The following is a 20634-nucleotide window of genomic DNA, read 5'->3' as shown; positions in this document are numbered from 1 at the left end:
GTCAATCCAAGGAGAATCGAGATGTCTGCTCGTATGGTTTCGCCCCGATGGATGGCCGGCGCCTTTGCCGCCGGCGCCCTCGGCATGCTCGCCGCCGCACCGGCCTTCGCGGCCAAGGACGCCGTGATGGCGGTGTATTCGACCTTCACCACGCTCGACCCGTACGACTCGAACGACACGCTGTCGCAAGCCGCGAGCAAGTCGTTCTACCAGGGCCTGTTCGGGCTGGACAAGGACATGAAGCTGGTCAACGTGCTGGCCGACAGCTACGAGGCCAGCAAGGACGGCCTGACCTACACCATCAAGCTGAAGAAGGGCATCAAGTTCCACGACGGCACCACCTTTGATGCCGCCGCCGTCAAGGCCAACCTGGACCGCGTCACCAACCCGGCCAACAAGCTCAAGCGCTACACGCTGTTCAATCGCGTGGCGAAGACCGACGTGGTTGACGCGAATACCGTCAAGGTCACGCTGAAGGAGCCGTTCTCGCCGTTCATCAACGTGCTCGCGCATCCTTCGGCGGTGATGATCTCGCCGGCCGCGCTGCAGAAGTACGGCAAGGACATCGCCTTCCATCCGGTGGGCACCGGTCCGTTCGAGTTCGTCGAGTGGAAGCAGCCCGATCATCTGAAGGGCAAGAAGTTTGCCGGCTACTGGAAGACCGGCTATCCGAAGATCGACACCATCACCTGGAAGCCGGTGGTCGACAACAACACGCGCGCCGCCATCATGCAGACCGGCGAGGCGGACTTCGCCTTCAGCATTCCGTTCGAGCAGGCCGCGGTGCTGAAGAACAGCGCCAAGGTGGACCTGATCGCCGCGCCGTCGATCATCCAGCGCTACCTGACCATGAATACCATGGTCAAGCCGTTCAACGACCCCAAGGTGCGGCAGGCCATCAACTACGCCATCAACAAGGAGGCGCTGGCCAAGGTGGCGTTTGCCGGCTACGCGGTGCCGGCCGAGGGCGTGGTGCCGCACGGCGTGGACTATGCCGAGAAGCTGGGCCCGTGGCCGTATGACCCGGCCAAGGCACGCGCGCTGCTGAAGGAAGCCGGCTACCCGAACGGCTTCGAGACCACGCTGTGGTCGGCCTATAACCACACCACTGCGCAGAAGGTGATCCAGTTCGTGCAGCAGCAGCTGCAGCAGGTCGGCATCAAGGCACAGGTGCAGGCGCTGGAAGCCGGCCAGCGCGTGGAGAAGGTCGAGAGCGTGCCGAAGCCGGAAGACGCCGGCGTGCGCATCTACTACGTGGGCTGGTCGTCGTCGACCGGTGAATCCGACTGGGCGCTGCGTCCGCTGCTGGCTTCGGAATCGATGCCGCCCAAGCTGCTGAACACCGCCTACTACAAGAACGAGCAGGTCGACGCCGATATCGCCGGCGCACTGCGCACCACCGATCGCGGCGAGAAGGCACGGCTGTACAAGGACGCGCAGGAACGCATCTGGAAGGATGCGCCGTGGGCCTTCCTGGTGACGGAGAAGGTGCTGTTCGCGCGCAGCAAGCGCATGAGCGGCGCGTATGTGATGCCGGACGGGTCGTTCAATTTCGACGAGATCGATATCAAGCAGTGAGGGTGAGAGCAGCGGCGGGGGCATGCAGCACCAGGACCGTCCGCGCCGCGAGCAGTCATCCAACAGAGCAGTAGAGCAGTAAGCCGAGAGCGGCCGCCTGCCTCGCGACGCGGGGTTCGCAGGCGGGCGGCCCGCGGCCTTTCTTCATGGTGTGTGATGCTGAATTACTTCCTCAAACGTGTGCTGGGCGTGATCCCCACGCTGCTGATCGTGGCAGTGCTGGTGTTCCTGTTCGTCCATCTGCTGCCGGGCGATCCGGCGCGCCTGGCGGCGGGTCCGGAGGCTGACTCGGCCACGGTCGAACTGGTGCGCAAGGACCTGGGCCTGGACCGGCCCCTGCACGAGCAGTTCGTCAACTTCTTCTCGAACGCGCTGCGCGGCGAGTTCGGCAATTCCCTGCGCACCAAGCGCCCGGTCAGCGAGGAAATCGGTGACCGCTTCATGCCGACGCTGCTGCTGACGGTGGCGTCGATGGCGTGGGCGGTGGTGTTCGGCATGGCCATCGGCATCGGCTCGGCGGTGTGGCGCAACCGCTGGCCCGACCGCTTCGGCATGACGCTGGCGGTTTCCGGGATTTCCTTCCCGGCCTTCGCGTTGGGCATGCTGCTGATGGAGGTGTTCTCGGTGCAGCTGGGCTGGCTGCCGTCGATCGGCGCCGACAGCTGGCAGCATTACGTGTTGCCCTCCATCACGCTGGGCGCCGCGGTGGCGGCGGTGATGGCGCGCTTTACCCGGGCCTCGTTCGTCGAAGTGCTGCAGGAAGACTTTATCCGCACCGCCCGCGCCAAGGGCGTGCGCGAGACCCTGGTGGTCGCCAAGCACGGCCTGCGCAACGCCATGATCCCGGTGGTGACCATGATGGGCCTGCAGTTCGGCTTCCTGCTGGGCGGCTCGATCGTGGTCGAGAAGGTGTTCAACTGGCCGGGCCTGGGGCGCCTGCTGGTCGATGCCGTCGAGATGCGCGACTATCCGGTGATCCAGGCCGAGGTGCTGCTGTTCTCGCTCGAATTCATCCTGATCAACCTGGTGGTGGACATGCTCTACACCGTGATCAATCCCACCATCCGCTACAAGTGAGGCCGGCATGACTGAGCTTTCCACGCCCGCCGCAGCGCAAGCGGCATCCGCCAGCGCGGCCACACCCCAGGCCGTGCGCACGCCCTGGACCGAGTTCTGGCGCAAATTCCGCAAGCAGCACCTGGCGCTCGGCGCCGGCGCGTTCGTGCTGCTGCTGGTGCTGGTCGCGATCCTGGCGCCGCATCTCGTGCCGTACGACCCCGAGAACTATTTCGACTACGACGCGCTCAACGCCGGCCCGTCGGCCGCGCACTGGATGGGCGTCGATTCGCTCGGGCGCGATATCTTCAGCCGCATCCTGGCCGGCACGCGCATCTCGCTGGCGGCGGGCTTCCTGTCGGTGATCATCGGCGCGGTGATCGGTACCGTGCTGGGCCTGCTGGCCGGCTACTACGAAGGCTGGTGGGACCGCATCGTGATGCGCATCTCCGACGTGCTCTTTGCCTTCCCAGGCATCCTGCTGGCGATCGGCATCGTCGCCATTCTCGGCAATGGCATGACCAACGTGATCTTCGCCGTCGCCATCTTCAGCATCCCGGCGTTCGCGCGGCTGGTGCGCGGCAATACGCTGATGCTGAAGCGGCTGACTTATGTCGAGGCTGCGCGCAGCATCGGCGCGTCGGACTGGACCATCCTGGTGCGCCATATCCTGCCGGGCACGGTGTCGTCGATCGTGGTGTATTTCTCGATGCGGATCGGCACCTCGATCATCACCGCCGCCAGCCTGTCGTTCCTGGGCCTGGGCGCGCAGCCGCCCACGCCGGAGTGGGGCGCGATGCTCAACGAGGCGCGCGCCGACATGGTCACCGCGCCGCACGTGGCGATCTTCCCCAGCCTGGCGATCTTCCTGACCGTGCTGGCCTTCAACCTGCTGGGCGACGGGCTGCGCGACGCGCTCGACCCCAAGATCGACCGCCGCTGAAGATGAATGCTTCCACCCCAGGCGCGCCGCGCGTCGGCAGCCTTCCCGCGGGGCCGCTGGACAGCATTGCCGACGTCGCCGGCGTTACCGTCGGCCACTGCACGCTGGCCGACGACGGCGTGCAGACCGGCGTGACCGTGATCCGCCCGCATGGCGGCGATCCGTACCGCGACAAGGTGCCCGCCGCGGCCACCGTGCTCAATGGCTTCGGCAAGAGCGTCGGGCTGGTGCAGGTGGACGAGCTGGGCGTGCTGGAAACCCCGGTGGCGCTGACCAATACCTTTGCGGTCGGTGCCGTGGCGCAGGCGCAGATCCGCGCGGCGGTGGCGGCCAATCCGGAAATCGGCCGCGCGCTGCCGACGGTCAATCCGCTGGTGTTCGAATGCAATGACGGCTTCCTGAACGATATCCAGCGCATGGCGATCGCCGGCTCGCACTACGATGCGGCGCTGGCCGGCGCGGCAGCCGGCTTCGCGCAGGGTGCGGTGGGGGCCGGCCGCGGCATGTCGGCGTTCGGCGTCAAGGGCGGCATCGGCTCGGCGTCGCGCGTCGCGGGCGGCCATCGCGTCGGTGCGCTGGTGCTGGCCAATTTCGGCACGCCCGAATCGCTGATCGTGGCCGGCCGGCTGGTCGGCCCGGAGCTGGCGCGGCGGCTGGCGCTGCCCGGTGGCACGCCGGAACCGGAGAAGGGCTCGATCATCATGATCGTGGCCACCGATGCGCCGCTGGACGCGCGCCAGCTGCGCCGGCTGTCGCTGCGCGCCGGCGCCGGGCTGGCGCGCACCGGTTCGGTGTTCGGGCATGGCTCGGGCGATATCGCGCTGGCGTTCTCGACGGCGTACACCGTGCCCGACGACGCGGCGCGGCCGATGCCTACAGTTGCGCTGCTGCATGAAACCCTGCTCGACCCGCTGTTCCGCGCCGCGGCCGACAGCGTCGAGCAAGCCATCCTGCATGCGCTGTGGCATGCCGTGCCGGTGCAGGGCCGCGACGGCCACGGCCGCGCCGCGCTGCTCGACCTGATGCCTGAACTGCGCCAGAGCTGCTGATGAAGATCCTAGTTTCCACCGATATCGAAGGCGTGGCCGGCGTGTTCCACGCCGAGCAGACCCGTGCCGGCAACGGCGAATACGAGCGCGCTCGCGCCTGGATGACGGGCGAGGCCAACGCGGCCATCGAAGGCGCCTTTGCCGGCGGCGCGGCCGAAGTGCTGGTCAACGATTCGCACGGCGGCTTCCGCAACCTGTTGCCGGACCAGCTCGATCCACGCGCGCGGGTGGTGCTGGGCAAGCCGCGCTACCTGGGCATGATTGCGGGGGTCGAGGCCGGCGTCGACGGCGTGCTGATGATCGGCTACCACGGCCGCGCGCAGAGCCGCGGCGTGCTCGCGCACACCATCAACAGCGGCGCCTTCGCGCGGGTCTGGCTCAACGGCAAGGAGCTTGGCGAGGCCGGGCTGTACGCCGCGCTCGCCGGCGAATTCGGCGCGCCGGTGCTGATGGCCAGCGGCGACGATGTGTTCGTGCAGGAAACCCACGCGCTGATGCCGTGGGTGCGCTATGTCGAAACCAAGACCGCGGGCGGCTTCGGCAGTGGCGCGTCGCTGTCGCCAGCGGCCGCGCGCGCGGCCATTGCCGCGGCGGCAGCGGCCGCGGTGCGCGAGCGCGCGCAGGCGCAATGCCTGCGCATCGCCGCGCCGGTGGCGTGTACCCTGCAGACGCAGACCCCGGCGCATGCCGACCTGTTCTGCCAGTGGCCCACGCTCGAGCGCCGCGACGGCGTGACGCTGTCGTTCCAGGCCGATTCGGTGCAGGCCGCGGTGCGCATGCTGAACTGCCTGTCGGCGATGTCCTTCATGCTGAAGTAGCACGGTGCGACGTGGCGGACCGGCCACGTCCCGCAGATTTGCGACAATGGCGGGTCGAGCAACAGGCAGGCCATACACAACGCATGACCCAGGCACACGACGGCGGCTGGATCCCGGTACGCAAGGATTTCGTCGATCCCGCCACACGCTGCCACGCGCGCGGCGCCAGCCGCCGCCATCACGGCTTTCCGGACGGCCAGGCTTATATCCTGCGCGACGCCGCCGGGCACGAATACCCGTTCGGCGAGGACTGCGCGCGCGCCGCGCTGGCGCAGCCGGCGCTGCTGCGGCAGGTGCCCGACTACACCGAGCGCGACGTGGTGCCGCGCACGGCCTTGCCGGAACTGCCTGCGGGCCCGCGCCGGCGGGACCCCGCGCAGGGCCGCGCCGTCGAACACGCTGCCGAACGCGCCGCGGCGATCCGCTACCTGGTGCTGCGCATGGAAAAGGTGGCCGCGGTGCCGCGCGTGCAGCCTACGGTGCGCTTCCCGGCGCTGGAGGACGTCTACGCGCAATACCAGCGCAGCGGCGACATCGCCCCGGCGCAGGTGCGCCGCATCCTGGCGATCGAGCGCAGCCCGTCGACCCCGCCGCGGCTGCGCGCCACCAACCTGCTCGACGTCTATACCGCGCACGTCAAGCTGGAACGGCTGATTGCGGCGTCGACCAGCGTCGACAACATCCGCTTCCTGCGCAGCCTGCATGACTGGCTGGCGCGGCACCTGGTGCTGACCGCGGCGCAGCTGGCCGCGGCCGGGATCGCGATGCATCCGCAGGCGTTCACGTCGGCCGGCATCTGGGGGGCCGAGGCCGAGCCGCCCCCCGCGCCGGGCAGGCCCCAGTCTGGTTCGCTGTTCTAGCCGCGACTGGCGAGACCCGCCGAATTGGCGTTTAATGCCTGCATCGCATCCGCGGGTGACGCCATGAGCCATTTTTCTCGCAGCTACGCCGAAGCGCGCCAGGCCTTCCTGGACGCCGCCCGCGCCGCGGGCGCCGCGTTGGCGCAATTTCCGCATCCCACCAAGCGCGGCAGCGCCGGCGAAGACCTGGCGATCGACGTGGCGCTGGCCGGCGCGCCTGAGGCCCGGCGCTGCATCATGGTGACCTCCGGCACGCACGGTGCCGAGGGCTTTGCCGGCTCCGGCGCGCAAACGGCGCTGCTGCATGACGCCGCGCTGCTTGCCGATTGCGCCGCCGCCGATGCCTGCCTGCTGCTGGTGCACGCGGTCAATCCCTATGGCTTCTCGCACCTGCGCCGGGTCAACGAGGACAACGTCGACCTGAACCGCAACTTCATGGATTTCTCGCAGCCGCTGCCGCACAACGCCGCCTATGCGGAAATCGCGCCGCTGCTGCTGCCGGCGCAATGGCCGCCGTCGGAGGCCGACCAGGCGCGGCTGATGAAGGCGGTGGCCGAGCGCGGCATGGCGTGGTACCAGGCCGCGGTCAGCAGCGGCCAGTACCAGGATCCGGACGGCATGTTCTACGGCGGCGACAAGGCTACCTGGAGCAACTACACGCTGTGCCGCATCCTGGCGCGCTTCGGCGCCGGCCGCGCGGCGCTGCGCTGGATCGATATCCATACCGGCCTGGGCCCGTGGGGCTACGGCGAACCGATCCACATGGGCCCGGATACGACCGAGTCGATCACGCGCACGCGCGCGATCTGGGGCGAGCGCGTGACCTCGATCTACGATGGCTCGTCGACCTCGGCCAACCTGACCGGGCTGGCCTGGCACGCGGTGCCGCAGACCCTGCCGGCGGTGGACTACGCCGGCATCGCGCTCGAGTTCGGCACGCTGCCGGTGGGCGAGGTGCTCGACGCGCTGCGCGGCGACCACTGGCTGCACCGGCATCCCGAGGCCGACGAAAACCAGCGCGCGCTGGTGCGCCAGGCGATGTGGCGCGCCTTCTACGGCGATGCCGACGACTGGCGCGACGGCGTGGTCGCGCAGGTGGCCGACGCCGTGCGCAGCACCATCGCATCCGCCTAGCGAGTGGGGTTCAGGCCGCAGGCGTCATCTGGTATTGTCCGGGCTTGGCGGCAGAGTGCCGGGCCAGGCACTGCCGCGATGCCCTGGCCGGGGGGTGCCGCCGCCGGGCCGAGCGAGCCATACCAACACCAAGAACAAGACGGAAGCGGCCCGTGCGGCGCGCTTTCGGCATCAGCTCGGCAGGGAGGCCGGCGCGATGACGCTCTATGAACTGAAACCCAGGTTCCAGGCCTGGCTGCGCCCCATGGTGCAAGACCTGGCGCAGCGCGGCGTGACCGCCAACCAGGTCACGCTGGCCGCGGCCGCCGGCTCGCTCGCGGTCGGCGTGCTGGCCACGCTGGGCATGCAGGTGGCCGAGACCCCGGCGCTGTTCCTGCTGTTTCCGCTGTGGTTGTTCGGGCGCATGGCGCTCAATGCCATCGACGGCATGCTGGCGCGCGAGCATGGCCAGCAGAGCGTGCTGGGCGCCTACCTGAACGAGCTGGGCGACATGGTCTCGGACCTGGCGCTGATCCTGCCGCTGGCCGCGCTGCCCGGTTTCAGCCTGGGGCAGGTCGGTACCTTCGCGCTGCTGGCGCTGCTGGTCGAGGCCGCCGGGCTGATCGGGCCGCTGGCCGGCGCCAGCCGGCGCTACGACGGCCCGCTCGGCAAGAGCGACCGGGCCTTCGCAATCGGCGCGATCGCGCTGTGGGCCGGCCTGGGGCTGGGCTTCGGCGCGGCCGCCAGCTGGCTGTGGCTGCTGCTGTCGCTGTTGTCGCTGTTGACGATGGCCAACCGGGTGCGCCGCGGCATTGCCGAGGCCCACTCGCGCCTTGCGGAGTAGCGCGATGGACCGACCGTCTTCCCGCCAGCCGCTGCAGCGGCAATTCGAGACCCACGACGGCCAGGCGATTTTCTATCGCCACTGGCCCGCGCTAGAGGGGCCGGCGCGCGGCGCCGTGCTGCTGTTCCACCGCGGCCACGAGCACTCCGGCCGGGTTGCGCATCTTGCCGACGAGCTCAACCTGCCCGGCCACGACATCTTTGCCTGGGACGCGCGCGGCCATGGCAATTCGCCCGGCGAGCGCGGCTACAGCCCCAGCCTGGCCGATTCGGTGCGCGACATCCAGACCTTTACCGCGCATATCGCCGAAGTGCATGGCATCCCGCTGGAGCGCACCGCGGTGGTTGCGCAGAGCGTGGGCGCGGTGCTGGCCGCGACCTGGGTGCACGACTACGCGCCGCCGATCCGCGCGCTGGTGCTGGCGTCGCCGGCGTTCAAGGTCAAGCTGTACGTGCCGTTCGCGCGGCCGGGGCTGAAGCTGATGCAGCGCCTGCGCGGCAAGTTCTTCGTCAACAGCTACGTCAAGGCAAAATTCCTGACCCACGATCCCGAGCGCATCGCCAGCTATGACAGCGATCCGCTGATCACGCGCCCGATCGCGGTCAATATCCTGCTCGACCTGTACCAGACCGCCGAGCGCATCGTCGCCGATGCGGCCGCGATCACGGTGCCGACGCAGTTGCTGATCTCCGGCGCCGACTGGGTGGTGCACCGCGGGCCGCAGGACCGCTTCTACGAGCGCCTGGGCTCGCGTACCAAGGAGCGCATCGTGCTGGACGGCTTCTACCACGACACCCTCGGCGAACGGCACCGCAAGCCGGCGGTCGATGCCGCGCGCCGCTTTATCCTGCGCGAATTCGACACGCCGTCGGCGCCGCGCTCGCTGCTCGATGCCGACCACATCGGCCCGTTCCGCGAGGAGGCGGACCGGCTGGCGTCTGCGCCTGGCGCGCTGGCCGCCTGGTACTGGCGCGCGGCGCGGGCCAACCTGAAGCTGGGCGGGATGCTGTCGGACGGGGTGCGGCTGGGCCATCAGACCGGCTTCGACTCGGGCTCGACGCTTGACTACGTTTACCGCAACACGCCGTCCGGCCGCGGCGCGCCGGGCCGGCTGGCCGACCGGCAATACCTGGACGCGATCGGCTGGCGCGGCATCCGCCAGCGCAAGACACACGCCGAGGCGCTGATCGCCGACGCGGTGCGGCGCTTGCGCGCGGCCGGCATGCCGGTGCGCATGGTCGATATCGCCGCAGGCCATGGGCGCTACGTGCTGGAAGCGCTGGGTGCGCTGGAGGGCGGCGCGGGCGCGGTCGAGTCGATCCTGCTGCGCGACTACAGCGCGCTGAACGTGGAGCAGGGCCGCGCGCTGATTGCCGCCAAGGGCCTGCAGGGCGTGGCCCGCTTCGAGCAGGGCGATGCCTTCGACGGCGACAGCCTGGCCGCGCTGGCGCCCGCGCCGACGCTGGCAGTGGTGTCCGGCCTGTACGAACTGTTCCCCGACAACGCCATGGTGCGGCGCTCGCTCGACGGGCTGGCGCGCGCGGTGCCGCCGGGCGGCTACCTGGTCTATACCGGCCAGCCCTGGCATCCGCAGCTGGAATTCATCGCGCGCGCGCTGACCAGCCATCGCGCCGGCGCCGCCTGGGTGATGCGGCGCCGCTCGCAGGCCGAGATGGACGAACTGGTGCGGGCCGCCGGCTTCGACAAGGTCACGCAGCGCATCGACCCGTGGGGCATCTTCACCGTCAGCCTGGCGCGCAGGCGCGGCGCATGAGCACGGTGCCGACGCAGGCGGGCGCCGGGCTGCAGCCGCGGCGGCCGTGGGGCCTGGCGTGCCTGCTGCTGGCGCTGGCCGGCGCGTTCTTCTTCTCCAGCTATGGCTTCGCCAACTGGCTGGCGAGCCAGCGCGCCGACGTGCCCTCGTTCTACTACGAATGGGAGCGGGGCATTCCGTTCCTGCCCTGGACCATCGTGCCGTACTGGTCGATCGACCTGCTGTATGGCATCTCGTTCTTCCTGTGGCGCAGCCGCGCGGCGCTGCTGACGCACGTGAAGCGGCTGGTGCTGGCGCAGCTGGTGTCGGTGGCGTGCTTTATCGCCTTCCCGTTGCGCTTCAGCTTTGCGCGGCCCGCTGCGGACGGGCTGCCGGGCCAGTTGTTCACGCTGCTGGGCGGCTTCGACCTGCCGTTCAACCAGGCGCCGTCGCTGCATATCAGCCTGCTGGTGATCCTGTGGGTCGCCTTCGCGGCGCACCTGCGCGGCGGCTGGCGCTGGCTGCTGCACGGCTGGTTTGCGCTGATCGGGGTGTCGGTGCTGACCACCTGGCAGCATCACCTGATCGACGTGCCCACCGGCGCGCTGGTGGGCTGGCTGTGCGTCTACCTGTTGCCGATGCAGCTGCCCACGGCCGCCGCCGGCGCGCCCGATGCGCGCACGCGGCAGCTGTCGCGCCGCTACGGCCTGGGCGCGCTGGTGGCGCTGCTGTGCGCGGTGCTGGCGGTGGGCGCATCGGTGACGCTGGCGTTCCTGCTGCTGTGGGCCGCGCTGGCGCTGGCCTGCGTGGCACGCATCTACGCACTGGCGGCGCCGGCGTGGTTCCAGAAGGATGGCGATGGCACCATGGCCCCGGCCGCGCGCTGGGTGCTGGCGCCTTACCTGCTGGGCGCGTTCATCAATTCACGTTGGTGGACGCGGCGCGCGCCGCAGGCCAGCCCGATTGCGCCGGGTGTCTGGGTGGGCCGCTTCCCGACAACGTCCGAGCTGCGCGCGCTTGGCGCTGATGCCGTGCTTGACCTCAGCGCCGAGCTGCCGCGCGCAGCCACGGCGCCAGGTCTCGCCTATCGCTGCGTGCCCGTGCTGGACCTGACCGTGCCGACGCCGCAGCAGCTCGCGCAGGCGGTGGCGCAGCTCGACGCCTGGGAACGGCAGGGACAGCGCGTGCTGGTCAGTTGCGCGCTGGGCTATTCGCGCAGCGCGCTGGTCGCGGCGGCGTGGCTGGCGGGACGGCAGGGGCTGCGCGACGCCGGCGCGGCGCTGGCGGCGCTGCGCCGGCATCGGCCGGCGGTGGTGCTCGGGCCCGAACATGCCGAAGCGTTGCAGCGTTGGCTGGATCATGCCGCTATCCAGGAGCCTGGCGATGGCCGCTGACCGGGACGCTGGTGTCGTGCAACGTACCGACGCCTGGATCGCGCACGCGGTAACGGGCGCGCTGGCTGGAGCCGCGTGGATCGGCGCGGCCGGACTGGCGTTCGCCATGCTGGCGGCTGGGCTGGGTGCGGGCACCGCGATGTCGCGCTGGCCGGCGGCACTGGCGTTGCTGCTGGCGCTGCCCCAGCTGTGGCTGCTGCTGCGCGTCGCGATCGACCGCCGCCTGTTCGGTGCGCTCGCCACTGGCGCGCAAGGTCAGTCCGACCTGAGCGGACTCGATGCCGCACTGCTCGAACTGGGCTGGATGCCCGCCGCGCGCGCCGCGCGCCCGTTGCCGGAGCGCGCCCGCGGCGCGCTGCGCCTGGTACGCGCCAGCGCCGTACTGACCGTGTGCCAGCTGCTGCTGGCCTTGCTATCGCTGATCCTGAGGTAACCAACCATGTGGCTTGCCCGCGCCACCGCGCGCGCCATCATCGTCTTCGCCCGGCTGCTGACGGGCATGCGCGCCAACTGGCAGGGCTGCATCCCGGCCGCTGTGCAGCGCGTCTACTTTGCCAACCACAGCAGCCACGGCGATTTCGTGCTGATCTGGGGCTGCCTGCCGCCCGACCTGCGCACGGTAACGCGGCCGGTGGCGGGCGCCGATTACTGGCAGAAATCGCCGCTGCGGCGCTTTATCGGCCGCGACGTGTTCCGCGCGCTGCTGATCGACCGCACCCGCAGCGAACCCGGCAGCGACCCGGTGGCGCTGATGCAGGCCGGGCTGGCGGCGGGCGATTCGCTGATCCTGTTTCCCGAAGGCACGCGCAACACCACCGACGCGCGCCTGCTGCCGTTCAAGAGCGGCATCTACCACCTGGCGCGGGCCTGTCCCGCGGTCGAGTTCGTGCCGGTGTGGATCGACAACCTGAACCGCGTGATGCCCAAGGGCGAAGTGGTGCCGGTGCCGCTGCTGTGCACCGTGACCTTCGGCGAGCCGCTGCGGCTGGCCGCCGACGACAGCAAGGAAGCCTTCCTTGCGCGCTGCCGCGAGGGCCTGCTCGCGCTGGCCCCGGAACTGGAATGAACGCCATGCCCACCCTGCATTGGAGCCGCGAAACCTGGCTGCTGTTCGGCGGCCTGTTCGGCGTGCTGCTGCTCGCTTCCACCGTGACCGCGCTGCTGCGCTGGCGCGTCGCGGGCGGCGGCCAGCACGCGGTGATCGACAACCTGGGGCAGCGCGTGTCGGCCTGGTGGTGGATGATCGGCATCATGGGCGTGGCCTTTGCGCTGGGGCGCACCGCGGTGATCGTGCTGTTCTACCTGCTGTCGTTCTTCGCGCTGCGCGAGTTCGTCACCATCACCACCACGCGGCGCGGCGACCATCGCGCCATCGTCGCCGCGTTCTTCGTGTTCCTGCCGCTGCAGTACGTGCTGGTCTATATCGGCTGGTATGGCATGTTCTCGATCCTGATCCCGGTCTATGCCTTCCTGGTGCTGCCGATCCTGGCGGCGCTGTCGTCCGAGACCACGCGCTTCCTGGAGCGCTGCGCCGGGGTGCAATGGGCGGTGATGGTGTGCGTGTTCTGCATTTCGCACGTGCCGGCGCTGCTGACGCTGCCGATCCCGGGCTTCGACGGGCGCAACCTGCTGCTGATCGCCTTCCTGGTGATCGTGGTGCAGGGCAGCGACGTGCTGCAGTATGTGTGGGGCAAGCTGTGCGGCAAGCGCAAGATCGCGCCGCTGCTGTCGCCGTCCAAGACCGTCGAAGGCTTTGTCGGCGGCGTTGCCAGCGCCACCGCGCTGGGCGCGGCGCTGTGGTGGATCACGCCGTTCTCGCCGTGGCAGGCCGGCGCGATCGCGCTGGTGATCGCGCTGATGGGCTTCCTCGGCGGACTGGTGATGTCGGCGATCAAGCGCGACCGCGGCATCAAGGACTGGGGCCACATGATCCAGGGCCACGGCGGCATGCTCGACCGGCTCGACTCGGTGGTGTTCGCCGCGCCGGTGTTCTTCCACATCACGCGCTACTGGTGGGTGGCCTGAGCCGATCGGGGCCTTACAACGCCATCTCTTCGCACCACGCCACCACGGCATCGCGGAAGTCCTGGCAGATCGGCGACAGGTAGCCGTCGGCGCGCCACAGCACCGCCAGTTCGTGCTGCCACGAGGTGCCCGGCGCCTCGATCGCGGCCAGCCCCTGGCCCTCGGCCTGGCGCAGCATGCGCGGCGGCATGATGCCGAGCAGGTCGGAGTGCCGCAGCAGTTCGCCGAACGCGACCGGCGACGCCGTGCTTTCCACCGCCACCCGCGGCGGCGGCAACCCGACCGCGGTAAACCGTTCTTCCAGCCACTGGCGCAGGTACAGCGAGCTGGCCGGCACCACCCAGCGTTCTCCCGCAAGGTCGGCCAGCGTGCGAAAGCCGTCGCGGCGCGGATGGGTGCTGCGGCACACGATCTGCATGCTGAGCGGGCCGAGCGGCAGCCAGGCAACCTCCGTTGGCACGCTGGCGGGGCGTGCCGCGAGGATCAGGTCGGCTTCGCCGTTCTGCAGCATCGCCATCAGGCGCGCGCTCAGGTGGGTCTCGATCGAGAACGTCGCCAGCGGCCGGCTCAGGAAGAAGCGCGCCAGCAATGGCGACAGCAGCGACGGCAGCAGGTAGGGGATCGCGCCCAGGCGCACCGTGCCCGCGCGCGCGGCGCGCTGCTCGGCCAGTTCGCTGCGCATGTCGCCGGCGGCGAGCGAGATCCGGCGCGCATGCGCGGCCAGGGTGCGGCCCGCGCCGGTCGGCACCAGCCCGCGCGGTGTGCGCTCGAACAAGGGCATGCCGGCTTCGCCTTCCAGCCGCGCCAGGGTCTTGGACAGCCCGGACTGGGTCATGCTCAGGGTCTCGGCGGCGCGGTGCAGGTTGCCCTGGTCGATCACGACCAGGAAGGCTTCTAGATCCTCGAATCGCATGGGCGGGAAGGCGCTGGGGGTGCGGGCCATTGTAGCGCCATGCCTGCCAGGACTCGGCTCGCGCCGCGCGGGAATCGCGCCGGCCCGGACGCTGGCCTAGACTGCCTGGCATCCCTCGCGCACCGCATCGCAGTGGACACCGCAGCGGCGCTACAGAAGGGAGCCAAGGACAGGAGACAAAGCGATGCCTTACCGTTCCGCGCGGCTGCGTACAGCCGTGGCCGCCATGTTGCTGGCGGCCGTTCCCAGCGTGATGCCGGCCGCAGCCGCGGCTGCCGATCCCGGTTCTGCCGAACCCTATCCGTCGCGGCCGCTGACCATCGTGGTGCCGTCGGTGGCGGGCAACGTCAACGATGCCGTGGCGCGGCTGATCGGGCAGGAGCTGACCAAAAGCTGGGGCCAGCCCGTGATCGTCGACAACAAGCCCGGCGCGGGCACCACCACCGGCACCAAGCATGTCGCCAGGGCGGCGAAGGATGGCTACACCGCGCTGCTCACGTTTACCGCGCACGTGCAGAACCCGTCGCTGTACCGCGGCATCGGCTATGACCCGATCGAGGATTTCACGCCGGTCAGCGAGGTCGCGATCTCGTCCACCATGCTGGCGGTGTCGCCGGACTTTCCCGCGCGCACGCTGCCGGAGGTGGTGGCGCTGCTCAAGGCCAATCCCGGCAAGTACCCGTATGGCTCGTACGGCGCCGGCACCACCGGGCATATCCTGGGCGAGCTTTTCAAGCGCGAGGCCGGCCTGCAGATGGAGCACGTGGCGTACAAGGGCGGCGCGCCGCTCGCCACCGACCTGGCGGCGGGGCATGTGAAGCTCGGCTTTATTGCCGTGGGCACGGCGATGCCGCTGCTGCAGGGCGGCAAGCTGGTGCCGGTGGCGCTTGCCGGGGCGGAGCGCTCGACCCTGCTGCCCAGGGTGCCGACTTTCCGCGAGGCCGGCTACCAGGGCTTCGAGCCCGATGCATGGATGGGCCTGCTGTTCCCGGCCGGCGTGCCCAAGGCGCGGGTCGATGCCTTGTCGCGCGAGGTCGCGCGCATCGTGCGCCTGCCGGAGATCGCAAAGAAGATGCAGGACCTGAACCTGGTGCCAGTGGGCAGCACGCCGGAGGCCTTCGCCACCGTGATGAAGAACGACCGCGACAAATGGAGCCGCATTATCCGCGATGTCGGCATCACGCTGGAGTAAGGGGTTGACCATGCAAGCCAATGACTATCTGGGACTGGTCTGCTCGCGCTGGTGCCACTGGAGCGAGCTGGAACTGCAGCGCCTGTCGCGCCAGCCGCTCGGGCCGGGGCAGGTGCGCATCCGCGTGCGCCATGCTGGCGTCGGCTTTGCGCTGAGCCTGTTCGTGTCGGGCAAGTACCAGCGCAAGCCGCCGTTGCCGTTCACGCCTGGCACCGAAGCGGCCGGCGAGATCCTTGAGGTCGCGCCGGACGTGACGCGGCTGCATGTGGGGCAGCGCGTGGCGGCGGCGCTGGACTGGGGCGGCTTTGCCGAAGAAGTCGTGACCACCGCGGACACGGTTTATCCCGTGCCGGACGGGCTCGCCCTCGCGCACGCCGCCGCGCTGCCGATCACCTGCGGCACGGTGTGGGCCGCGCTGGCGTGGCGCGCGGTGCTGCAGCCGGGCGACACCATGCTGGTCCACGGCGCCAGCGGCGCGCTGGGCACGGCGGCGGTGCAGGTGGGCAAGCTGATGGGCGCGCGCGTGATCGCCACCGCCAGCACCGCGGCCAAGCGCGAAGCCGCACTGGCCAACGGCGCTGCGCATGCGCTGCCTGCCGATGCCGAGACGCTGGCGGCATCGGTCAAGGCGCTGTGCCCGGCCGGCGGCGCCGACGTGGTGTTCGACCCGGTCGGCGGCGACCTGTTCGATGCCTCGCTGCGCTGCGCGGCGCCGGGCGCGCGGCTGCTGTCGATCGGCTATGCCAGCGGCCGCATCCCGTCGGTGCCGGCCAACCTGCTGCTGGTGAAGAACCTGACGCTGGTCGGCTTCAACTATGGCTACTACATCGGCTGGGGCCTGACCGACGAGCGCCGGCGCTTTGCGCCGCGGGTGCAGGCCATGGTCGGCGAGATCATGCAGGCGGCGGCCAGCGGCCGGCTGGCGCCGCCGGTGCTGCAGCACTTTGCGCTGGCCGACTGGCTGAACGCGGTCGACACCACCATGTCGCGCCGTGCCATCGGCAAGGTCATGCTGGATATCTGAACGGAGCCAACTTATGCACCATGCAACCGCTGCGAGCGCGGACGATGCCGTGTTCGACGGCCTGACCGTGCTCGACCTGAGCCAGGGCATCGCCGGGCCGTACTGCGGGCTGATCCTGCGCCAGCAGGGCGCGCGCGTGATCAAGGTCGAGCCGCCGGGCGGCGACTGGTCACGGCAGATGGGGCGCATCCGCGCCGGCCAGACCGCGATCGCAGTCGCCTGCAACGCGGGCAAGGAAAGCGTGGTGCTGGACGCGCGCAGCGCCGGCGGCCGCGCCGCCATCGGCCGGCTGGCGCAGCGCGCCGACGTGGTGATCCAGAACTACCGCCCGGGCGTGGCCGAGCGCATGGGCGTCGGCTACGAGGCCCTGGCCGCGCACAATCCGGCGCTGGTCTATGTCTCGGTCTCGGGCTACGGCCATGCGGGCCCGCTGGCGAGCCGGCCCGCGGTCGATACCACCATGCAGGCCTACAGCGGACTGATGCACCTGAACCGCGACGCCGCCGGCCAGCCGCGCCGCATCGCCTTCTTCATGGTCGACCTGGCCACCGGGCTGTACGCGTCGCAGCAGGCCTCGGCGGCGTTGTACCAGGCCGCGCGCAGCGGCCGCGGCCGGCATGTGCGGCTGTCGCTGCTCGAAACCAGCGCCGCGCTGCAGTCCTACCTGATGATCGACGACGCCATGTTCCCCGACGCCGAGCTGGCGGCGGCCAACGCGCCGACCGGGCTGTTCGAGGCGGCCGATGGCGCGCTGTACCTGAGCATGCTCAACGACGCGATGTTCCTGCGGCTGGCCGCGCTGCTGGGATTCGATGACTGGCTTGCCGATGCCTCGCTGCACAGCAGCGCCGGCCGGCTGCCGCGCGCGGCGGAACTCTGCCGGCGCGTGGCGCAGGCGCTGGCCGCGCAGCCGCTGGCGCACTGGGAGGCGCTGCTGACCGAGCACGATGTGCTGTTCGCGCGCGTCGGCCATGCGCGCGAGCTGCTGCAGAGCGCGCAGTGCGCGCAGGCGGGCGTGTTCGGCCGGTTGCCGCTGGCAGGGGTGGGCGAGGTGCCGTGGGCCAACTTGCCGGGCATGGCTGGACGAGAGGGGCCGGCAGGGACTGCGCCGTTGCTTGGCCAGCATACCGAGGCGGTGCTGGCGGAGTTCGGCATCCGCACCTGAAGCGGACCCGCAAAAGAAAAACGGACGGTGTGCAATTGCGTACCGTCCGTGTTCCGTTGTGCGTTGGTAGGCTCGATTGGACTCGAACCAACGACCCCCACCATGTCAAGGTGGTGCTCTAACCAGCTGAGCTACGAGCCTAGCGAAGGCGCGAATTATAGAGAGCCCTTTGCGATTGCGCAAGCACCCCCGCGCGACTTTTTGCGCGGGTGCCTGGCAGGGCGCCTCAGGTCGCGTCAGGTCGCGTCAGGCAGCGACGATACGGTCGCGCAGTTCGCGCTTGAGCACCTTGCCGATGGCGCTGCGCGGCAGGTTCTCCACCTCGTGGATCGCGGCCAGCCGCTGGGTCTTGCCCAGCCGCTCGTTGGCCCATGCCAGCACCTGCTGCGCGCTGGCGCCGCCGTCGGCGCGCAGCGCGACAAAGGCCACCGGGGTCTCGCCCCAACGCTCCGACGGCACGCCGACCACCGAGACTTCGGACACCGCCGGATGCTCGCGCACCACCGCCTCTAGGTCGCTCGGGTAGATGTTGAAGCCGCCCGAGATGATCATGTCCTTCTTGCGGTCCAGCAGCACCAGGAAGCCGTCTTCGTCGAAGCGGCCGATATCGCCGGTGCGGATAAAGCGCTGGCCCTGCGCGTCATGCCATTCGGTCTCGGCGGTCTTTTCGGGCTGGTTGTGGTAGCCGTTCATCATCGCCGCCGAGCGGCCCACCACTTCGCCGGTGCTGCCGGGCGGCAGTTCGCGGCCGGACTCGTCGATGATGCGCACGTCGGCGCCGGTGGCGGGGCGGCCGACCGTGTGCAGCTTGTGCGGGAACTGGTCGGCGAACAGCAGGCAGCCGCCGCCGCCTTCGGTCATGCCGTAGAGCTCGGTCAGCGCGCCGGGCCAGCGCCGCAGCACCTCGGCCTTCAGCGCCGGGCTGAACGGCGCGCTGGTGCAGAACTTGTGCCGGAAGGCGGACAGGTCGTGCTGGTCGAAGGCCGGATGCGCCAGCAGGCGCTGGTACTGCACCGGCACCAGCATGGTGTGCGTGACGCGATGCCGCTGCGCCAGCGCCAGGTATTGGCCCGCATCGAACTTGGCCATCAGGATGGCCGTGCCGCCCAGGCCGATGGTCGGGAAGAAGCTGGCCAGCGTGGTGTTGGAATACAGCGGCGTCGACAGCAGCGTGACCGCGTCGGTGCCATAGCCGGTGGCCGCACCGCGCGACACATGGGCCCAGCGCATGCCGTGCGACTGCACGATGCCCTTGGGCGTGCCGGTGGTGCCGGACGAATAGATGATGTTGAGCGGCAGCTCCGGACGGATCTCGGGTTCGGTCACCGGCGTGCCGGCGGGCGCGAGCCAGTCCGCATACGGGCGGCCGGCGTCGCTGTCGTCCAGCGAGACCATGGGCGTGCCGGCCAGCCTGGCGCGCACCGGCGCCAGCACGTCGGCGACGCTGGCATCGGTAAACACGATGCGCGCGCCCGCGTCGTCAATCATGCCGGCCAGGCTGTCGGGCGTGGACGACGGCGCCAGCGGCGCGACCACCACGCCGGCGCGCACCGCGCCCAGGTACACCGCGGCGTATTCGATCGACGACGCGGCGCAGATGGCGATGGCCTCGCCGGCCCGCACCCCGTCGCGCGCCAGCGCCGCGGCAATGCGGTCCATCGCGGCGTCGAGCCCGGCGTAGTCGAGCACGCGTTCGTCATGCATCAGCGCGCGTTGCGCCGGGCGCTGCGCGGCCTGCTCGCGCACGAGCACGGACATGGTAGTGAATGGGCGTTGGAGCGGAGTCGGTTGGGTCATGTCTCGGGCAGTGTTGGTGGATGCGGCAAGCCTTACTGGATCTGCGCGCCGGAGTCCTTCACCACCTTGCTCCAGCGGTTGATCTCGGCGTCGATATGGGTGCGCAGCGCGGCGGGCGTCGAGCCCACCGGCTCATAGCCGTTGGCCGCCAGCGTGGCCTTCAGGTCCGGCTGGCGCAGCACGGTGGCAATCTCGGTGCTGAGCCGGTCGATCACGGGCTGCGGCGTGCCGGCCGGTGCCAGCATCGCGTACCAGCCGGTAATGCTGATGCCGGGCACGCCGGCCTCGGCCAGCGTCGGCACTTCGGGGGCGACGGCGGCGCGCTGGCTGCCGGTGACCGCGAGCGCGCGCAGCTTGCCGCTCTTCACATGCGGCAGCGTGGTCGAGATGCTGTCGAAGGTCAGCTGGACTTCGCCCGACAGCATCGCCGTCACCACCTGGGCGCTGCCCTTGTACGGCACATGGGTCATCTTGATGCCCGCCACCGAATCGAACAGCTCGCCCGCCAGGTGGCCGGTATTGCCGTTGCCCGCCGAGGCAAAGGTCAGCTTGCCGGGTGCGGCCTTGGCCTCGGCGATCAGCTCCTTCACGTTGGTGGCCTGCAGCGACGGGCTGCCCGCCAGGATCATCGGCAGGTTGGCCACCAGCGAAACCGGCGCGAAATCCTTGCGCGTGTCGTAGGGCAGCCGCGGATACAGGCTGGTGTTGATGGCATGCGCGGCCAGCACCATGATCAGTGTGTAGCCGTCGGGCTTGGCGCGCGCCAGCGCCTGGCTGGCGATGGTGCCGCCGGCGCCCGGCCGGTACTCCAGCACCACCGGCTGGCCCAGCCGCTCCTGCAGCTTTGCGGCGACCGGGCGCGCCAGCAGGTCGGCGCTGCCGCCGGGCGGATAAGGGATCAGCAACTGGATCGGGCGCGCCGGCCAGGTCTCGGCGGCGGCGCTGGCGGGCAGGGCGGCTGCGGCTGCGGTGGCCAGCAGGGCGGCCAGCCATGCGCGGCGGCCCCGGGCGGGGCGCGGAGTGGGTGCCATCGGGTGTCTCCTGGTTTTTGCGGCAGCGGGTGCGGCCGGGGTCCATTCAGCCGGACGTGGCTGGGACGCGAGTGTCACA

19 protein-coding genes and 1 tRNA gene are annotated in these 20634 nt (G+C 70.2%); 16 read left to right on the top strand and 4 right to left on the bottom strand.

Annotated elements, in window-relative coordinates; all coding sequences use genetic code 11:
• Positions 1-21 precede the first annotated feature (21 nt).
• From gsiB to A2G96_RS14090, 13 genes are all read left to right on the top strand, one after another.
• On the top strand, positions 22-1578 hold the full coding sequence (gsiB, locus tag A2G96_RS14150; protein ID WP_062800205.1) for a glutathione ABC transporter substrate-binding protein GsiB: 1557 nt from the start codon (positions 22-24) through the stop codon (positions 1576-1578).
• A gap of 156 nt (positions 1579-1734) precedes the next feature.
• A complete protein-coding gene (gene gsiC / locus A2G96_RS14145) occupies positions 1735-2655 on the top strand; it encodes a glutathione ABC transporter permease GsiC (protein WP_062800203.1) in 921 nt (306 codons plus the stop codon).
• A gap of 7 nt (positions 2656-2662) precedes the next feature.
• The gene (gene gsiD / locus A2G96_RS14140) at positions 2663-3577 is read left to right on the top strand and encodes a glutathione ABC transporter permease GsiD (RefSeq protein ID WP_062800200.1); all 915 of its coding nucleotides are present in this window, start codon (positions 2663-2665) and stop codon (positions 3575-3577) included.
• Positions 3578-3579: 2 nt separating this feature from the next.
• Positions 3580-4626: a P1 family peptidase gene (locus A2G96_RS14135; protein ID WP_062800198.1), complete on the top strand. Its 1047-nt coding sequence runs from the start codon at positions 3580-3582 to the stop codon at positions 4624-4626.
• Entirely contained in the window at positions 4626-5444 is an 819-nt protein-coding gene (locus A2G96_RS14130) for a M55 family metallopeptidase (RefSeq protein ID WP_062800195.1), read from the top strand. The genes A2G96_RS14135 and A2G96_RS14130 overlap by 1 nt, the downstream gene beginning before the upstream one ends.
• Before the next feature lie 83 nt (positions 5445-5527).
• The gene (locus tag A2G96_RS14125; RefSeq protein WP_062800193.1) at positions 5528-6304 is read left to right on the top strand and encodes a hypothetical protein; all 777 of its coding nucleotides are present in this window, start codon (positions 5528-5530) and stop codon (positions 6302-6304) included.
• A 63-nt stretch (positions 6305-6367) separates the two neighbouring features.
• The gene (locus A2G96_RS14120; RefSeq protein ID WP_062800191.1) at positions 6368-7438 is read left to right on the top strand and encodes a M14 family metallopeptidase; all 1071 of its coding nucleotides are present in this window, start codon (positions 6368-6370) and stop codon (positions 7436-7438) included.
• Positions 7439-7634: 196 nt separating this feature from the next.
• A complete protein-coding gene (locus A2G96_RS14115) occupies positions 7635-8261 on the top strand; it encodes a CDP-alcohol phosphatidyltransferase family protein (RefSeq protein ID WP_062802192.1) in 627 nt (208 codons plus the stop codon).
• Between the two features lie 4 nt (positions 8262-8265).
• A complete protein-coding gene (locus A2G96_RS14110) occupies positions 8266-10035 on the top strand; it encodes a bifunctional alpha/beta hydrolase/class I SAM-dependent methyltransferase (protein WP_062800189.1) in 1770 nt (589 codons plus the stop codon).
• On the top strand, positions 10032-11408 hold the full coding sequence (locus A2G96_RS14105) for a phosphatase PAP2/dual specificity phosphatase family protein (RefSeq protein WP_062800186.1): 1377 nt from the start codon (positions 10032-10034) through the stop codon (positions 11406-11408). Before A2G96_RS14110 ends, A2G96_RS14105 begins: the two co-directional genes overlap by 4 nt.
• Entirely contained in the window at positions 11398-11841 is a 444-nt protein-coding gene (locus tag A2G96_RS14100) for a hypothetical protein (RefSeq protein WP_062800184.1), read from the top strand. Before A2G96_RS14105 ends, A2G96_RS14100 begins: the two co-directional genes overlap by 11 nt.
• A 6-nt stretch (positions 11842-11847) precedes the next feature.
• Complete coding sequence (locus A2G96_RS14095; protein ID WP_062800182.1) at positions 11848-12474, top strand: lysophospholipid acyltransferase family protein; 627 nt, start codon at positions 11848-11850, stop codon at positions 12472-12474.
• Positions 12471-13433: a phosphatidate cytidylyltransferase gene (locus A2G96_RS14090; protein ID WP_062800179.1), complete on the top strand. Its 963-nt coding sequence runs from the start codon at positions 12471-12473 to the stop codon at positions 13431-13433. The genes A2G96_RS14095 and A2G96_RS14090 overlap by 4 nt, the downstream gene beginning before the upstream one ends.
• A 13-nt stretch (positions 13434-13446) precedes the next feature.
• On the opposite strand, the gene A2G96_RS14085 is transcribed toward A2G96_RS14090, so the two are convergent.
• Complete coding sequence (locus A2G96_RS14085) at positions 13447-14346, bottom strand: LysR family transcriptional regulator (protein ID WP_062802191.1); 900 nt, start codon at positions 14344-14346, stop codon at positions 13447-13449.
• A 184-nt stretch (positions 14347-14530) separates the two neighbouring features.
• Here A2G96_RS14085 and A2G96_RS14080 point away from each other — a divergent pair, with 184 nt between their 5' ends.
• From A2G96_RS14080 to A2G96_RS14070, 3 genes are read left to right on the top strand one after another with little or no spacing between them, the layout of a single operon-like run.
• The gene (locus A2G96_RS14080; RefSeq protein WP_062800177.1) at positions 14531-15538 is read left to right on the top strand and encodes a Bug family tripartite tricarboxylate transporter substrate binding protein; all 1008 of its coding nucleotides are present in this window, start codon (positions 14531-14533) and stop codon (positions 15536-15538) included.
• A gap of 10 nt (positions 15539-15548) precedes the next feature.
• Entirely contained in the window at positions 15549-16562 is a 1014-nt protein-coding gene (locus A2G96_RS14075) for an NADPH:quinone oxidoreductase family protein (protein ID WP_062802190.1), read from the top strand.
• A gap of 13 nt (positions 16563-16575) precedes the next feature.
• The gene (locus tag A2G96_RS14070) at positions 16576-17727 is read left to right on the top strand and encodes a CaiB/BaiF CoA transferase family protein (RefSeq protein ID WP_062800175.1); all 1152 of its coding nucleotides are present in this window, start codon (positions 16576-16578) and stop codon (positions 17725-17727) included.
• A gap of 64 nt (positions 17728-17791) precedes the next feature.
• Here the strand turns inward: A2G96_RS14070 and A2G96_RS14065 are convergent.
• From A2G96_RS14065 to A2G96_RS14055, 3 genes are all read right to left on the bottom strand, one after another.
• A tRNA-Val gene (locus A2G96_RS14065) sits at positions 17792-17868 on the bottom strand.
• A gap of 105 nt (positions 17869-17973) precedes the next feature.
• Positions 17974-19524, bottom strand: a complete 1551-nt coding sequence (locus A2G96_RS14060; protein ID WP_062800173.1) for a class I adenylate-forming enzyme family protein — start codon at positions 19522-19524, stop codon at positions 17974-17976.
• A gap of 32 nt (positions 19525-19556) precedes the next feature.
• Positions 19557-20555 (bottom strand): tripartite tricarboxylate transporter substrate binding protein, encoded by a 999-nt coding sequence (locus A2G96_RS14055; protein ID WP_062800170.1) that lies wholly within the window; start codon positions 20553-20555, stop codon positions 19557-19559.
• Positions 20556-20634 lie beyond the last annotated feature (79 nt).

Origin of the sequence: Cupriavidus nantongensis, from assembly GCF_001598055.1 — a bacterium.
Taxonomy (GTDB): Bacteria; Pseudomonadota; Gammaproteobacteria; order Burkholderiales; family Burkholderiaceae; genus Cupriavidus; species Cupriavidus nantongensis.
Note: the sequence above shows the minus strand (reverse complement) of the source record. Positions and strands in the feature narration are given on the sequence as shown.

What these genes read in the sequence shown, in the direction of transcription:
- gsiB (WP_062800205.1), top strand. Translation starts at nt 22, where the DNA reads ATGTCTGCTCGTATGGTTTCGCCCCGATGGATGGCCGGCGCCTTTGCC.
- gsiC (WP_062800203.1), top strand. Translation starts at nt 1,735, where the DNA reads ATGCTGAATTACTTCCTCAAACGTGTGCTGGGCGTGATCCCCACGCTG.
- gsiD (WP_062800200.1), top strand. Translation starts at nt 2,663, where the DNA reads ATGACTGAGCTTTCCACGCCCGCCGCAGCGCAAGCGGCATCCGCCAGC.
- A2G96_RS14135 (WP_062800198.1), top strand. Translation starts at nt 3,580, where the DNA reads ATGAATGCTTCCACCCCAGGCGCGCCGCGCGTCGGCAGCCTTCCCGCG.
- A2G96_RS14130 (WP_062800195.1), top strand. Translation starts at nt 4,626, where the DNA reads ATGAAGATCCTAGTTTCCACCGATATCGAAGGCGTGGCCGGCGTGTTC.
- A2G96_RS14125 (WP_062800193.1), top strand. Translation starts at nt 5,528, where the DNA reads ATGACCCAGGCACACGACGGCGGCTGGATCCCGGTACGCAAGGATTTC.
- A2G96_RS14120 (WP_062800191.1), top strand. Translation starts at nt 6,368, where the DNA reads ATGAGCCATTTTTCTCGCAGCTACGCCGAAGCGCGCCAGGCCTTCCTG.
- A2G96_RS14115 (WP_062802192.1), top strand. Translation starts at nt 7,635, where the DNA reads ATGACGCTCTATGAACTGAAACCCAGGTTCCAGGCCTGGCTGCGCCCC.
- A2G96_RS14110 (WP_062800189.1), top strand. Translation starts at nt 8,266, where the DNA reads ATGGACCGACCGTCTTCCCGCCAGCCGCTGCAGCGGCAATTCGAGACC.
- A2G96_RS14105 (WP_062800186.1), top strand. Translation starts at nt 10,032, where the DNA reads ATGAGCACGGTGCCGACGCAGGCGGGCGCCGGGCTGCAGCCGCGGCGG.
- A2G96_RS14100 (WP_062800184.1), top strand. Translation starts at nt 11,398, where the DNA reads ATGGCCGCTGACCGGGACGCTGGTGTCGTGCAACGTACCGACGCCTGG.
- A2G96_RS14095 (WP_062800182.1), top strand. Translation starts at nt 11,848, where the DNA reads ATGTGGCTTGCCCGCGCCACCGCGCGCGCCATCATCGTCTTCGCCCGG.
- A2G96_RS14090 (WP_062800179.1), top strand. Translation starts at nt 12,471, where the DNA reads ATGAACGCCATGCCCACCCTGCATTGGAGCCGCGAAACCTGGCTGCTG.
- A2G96_RS14085 (WP_062802191.1), bottom strand. Translation starts at nt 14,346, where the DNA reads ATGCGATTCGAGGATCTAGAAGCCTTCCTGGTCGTGATCGACCAGGGC.
- A2G96_RS14080 (WP_062800177.1), top strand. Translation starts at nt 14,531, where the DNA reads ATGCCTTACCGTTCCGCGCGGCTGCGTACAGCCGTGGCCGCCATGTTG.
- A2G96_RS14075 (WP_062802190.1), top strand. Translation starts at nt 15,549, where the DNA reads ATGCAAGCCAATGACTATCTGGGACTGGTCTGCTCGCGCTGGTGCCAC.
- A2G96_RS14070 (WP_062800175.1), top strand. Translation starts at nt 16,576, where the DNA reads ATGCACCATGCAACCGCTGCGAGCGCGGACGATGCCGTGTTCGACGGC.
- A2G96_RS14060 (WP_062800173.1), bottom strand. Translation starts at nt 19,524, where the DNA reads ATGACCCAACCGACTCCGCTCCAACGCCCATTCACTACCATGTCCGTG.
- A2G96_RS14055 (WP_062800170.1), bottom strand. Translation starts at nt 20,555, where the DNA reads ATGGCACCCACTCCGCGCCCCGCCCGGGGCCGCCGCGCATGGCTGGCC.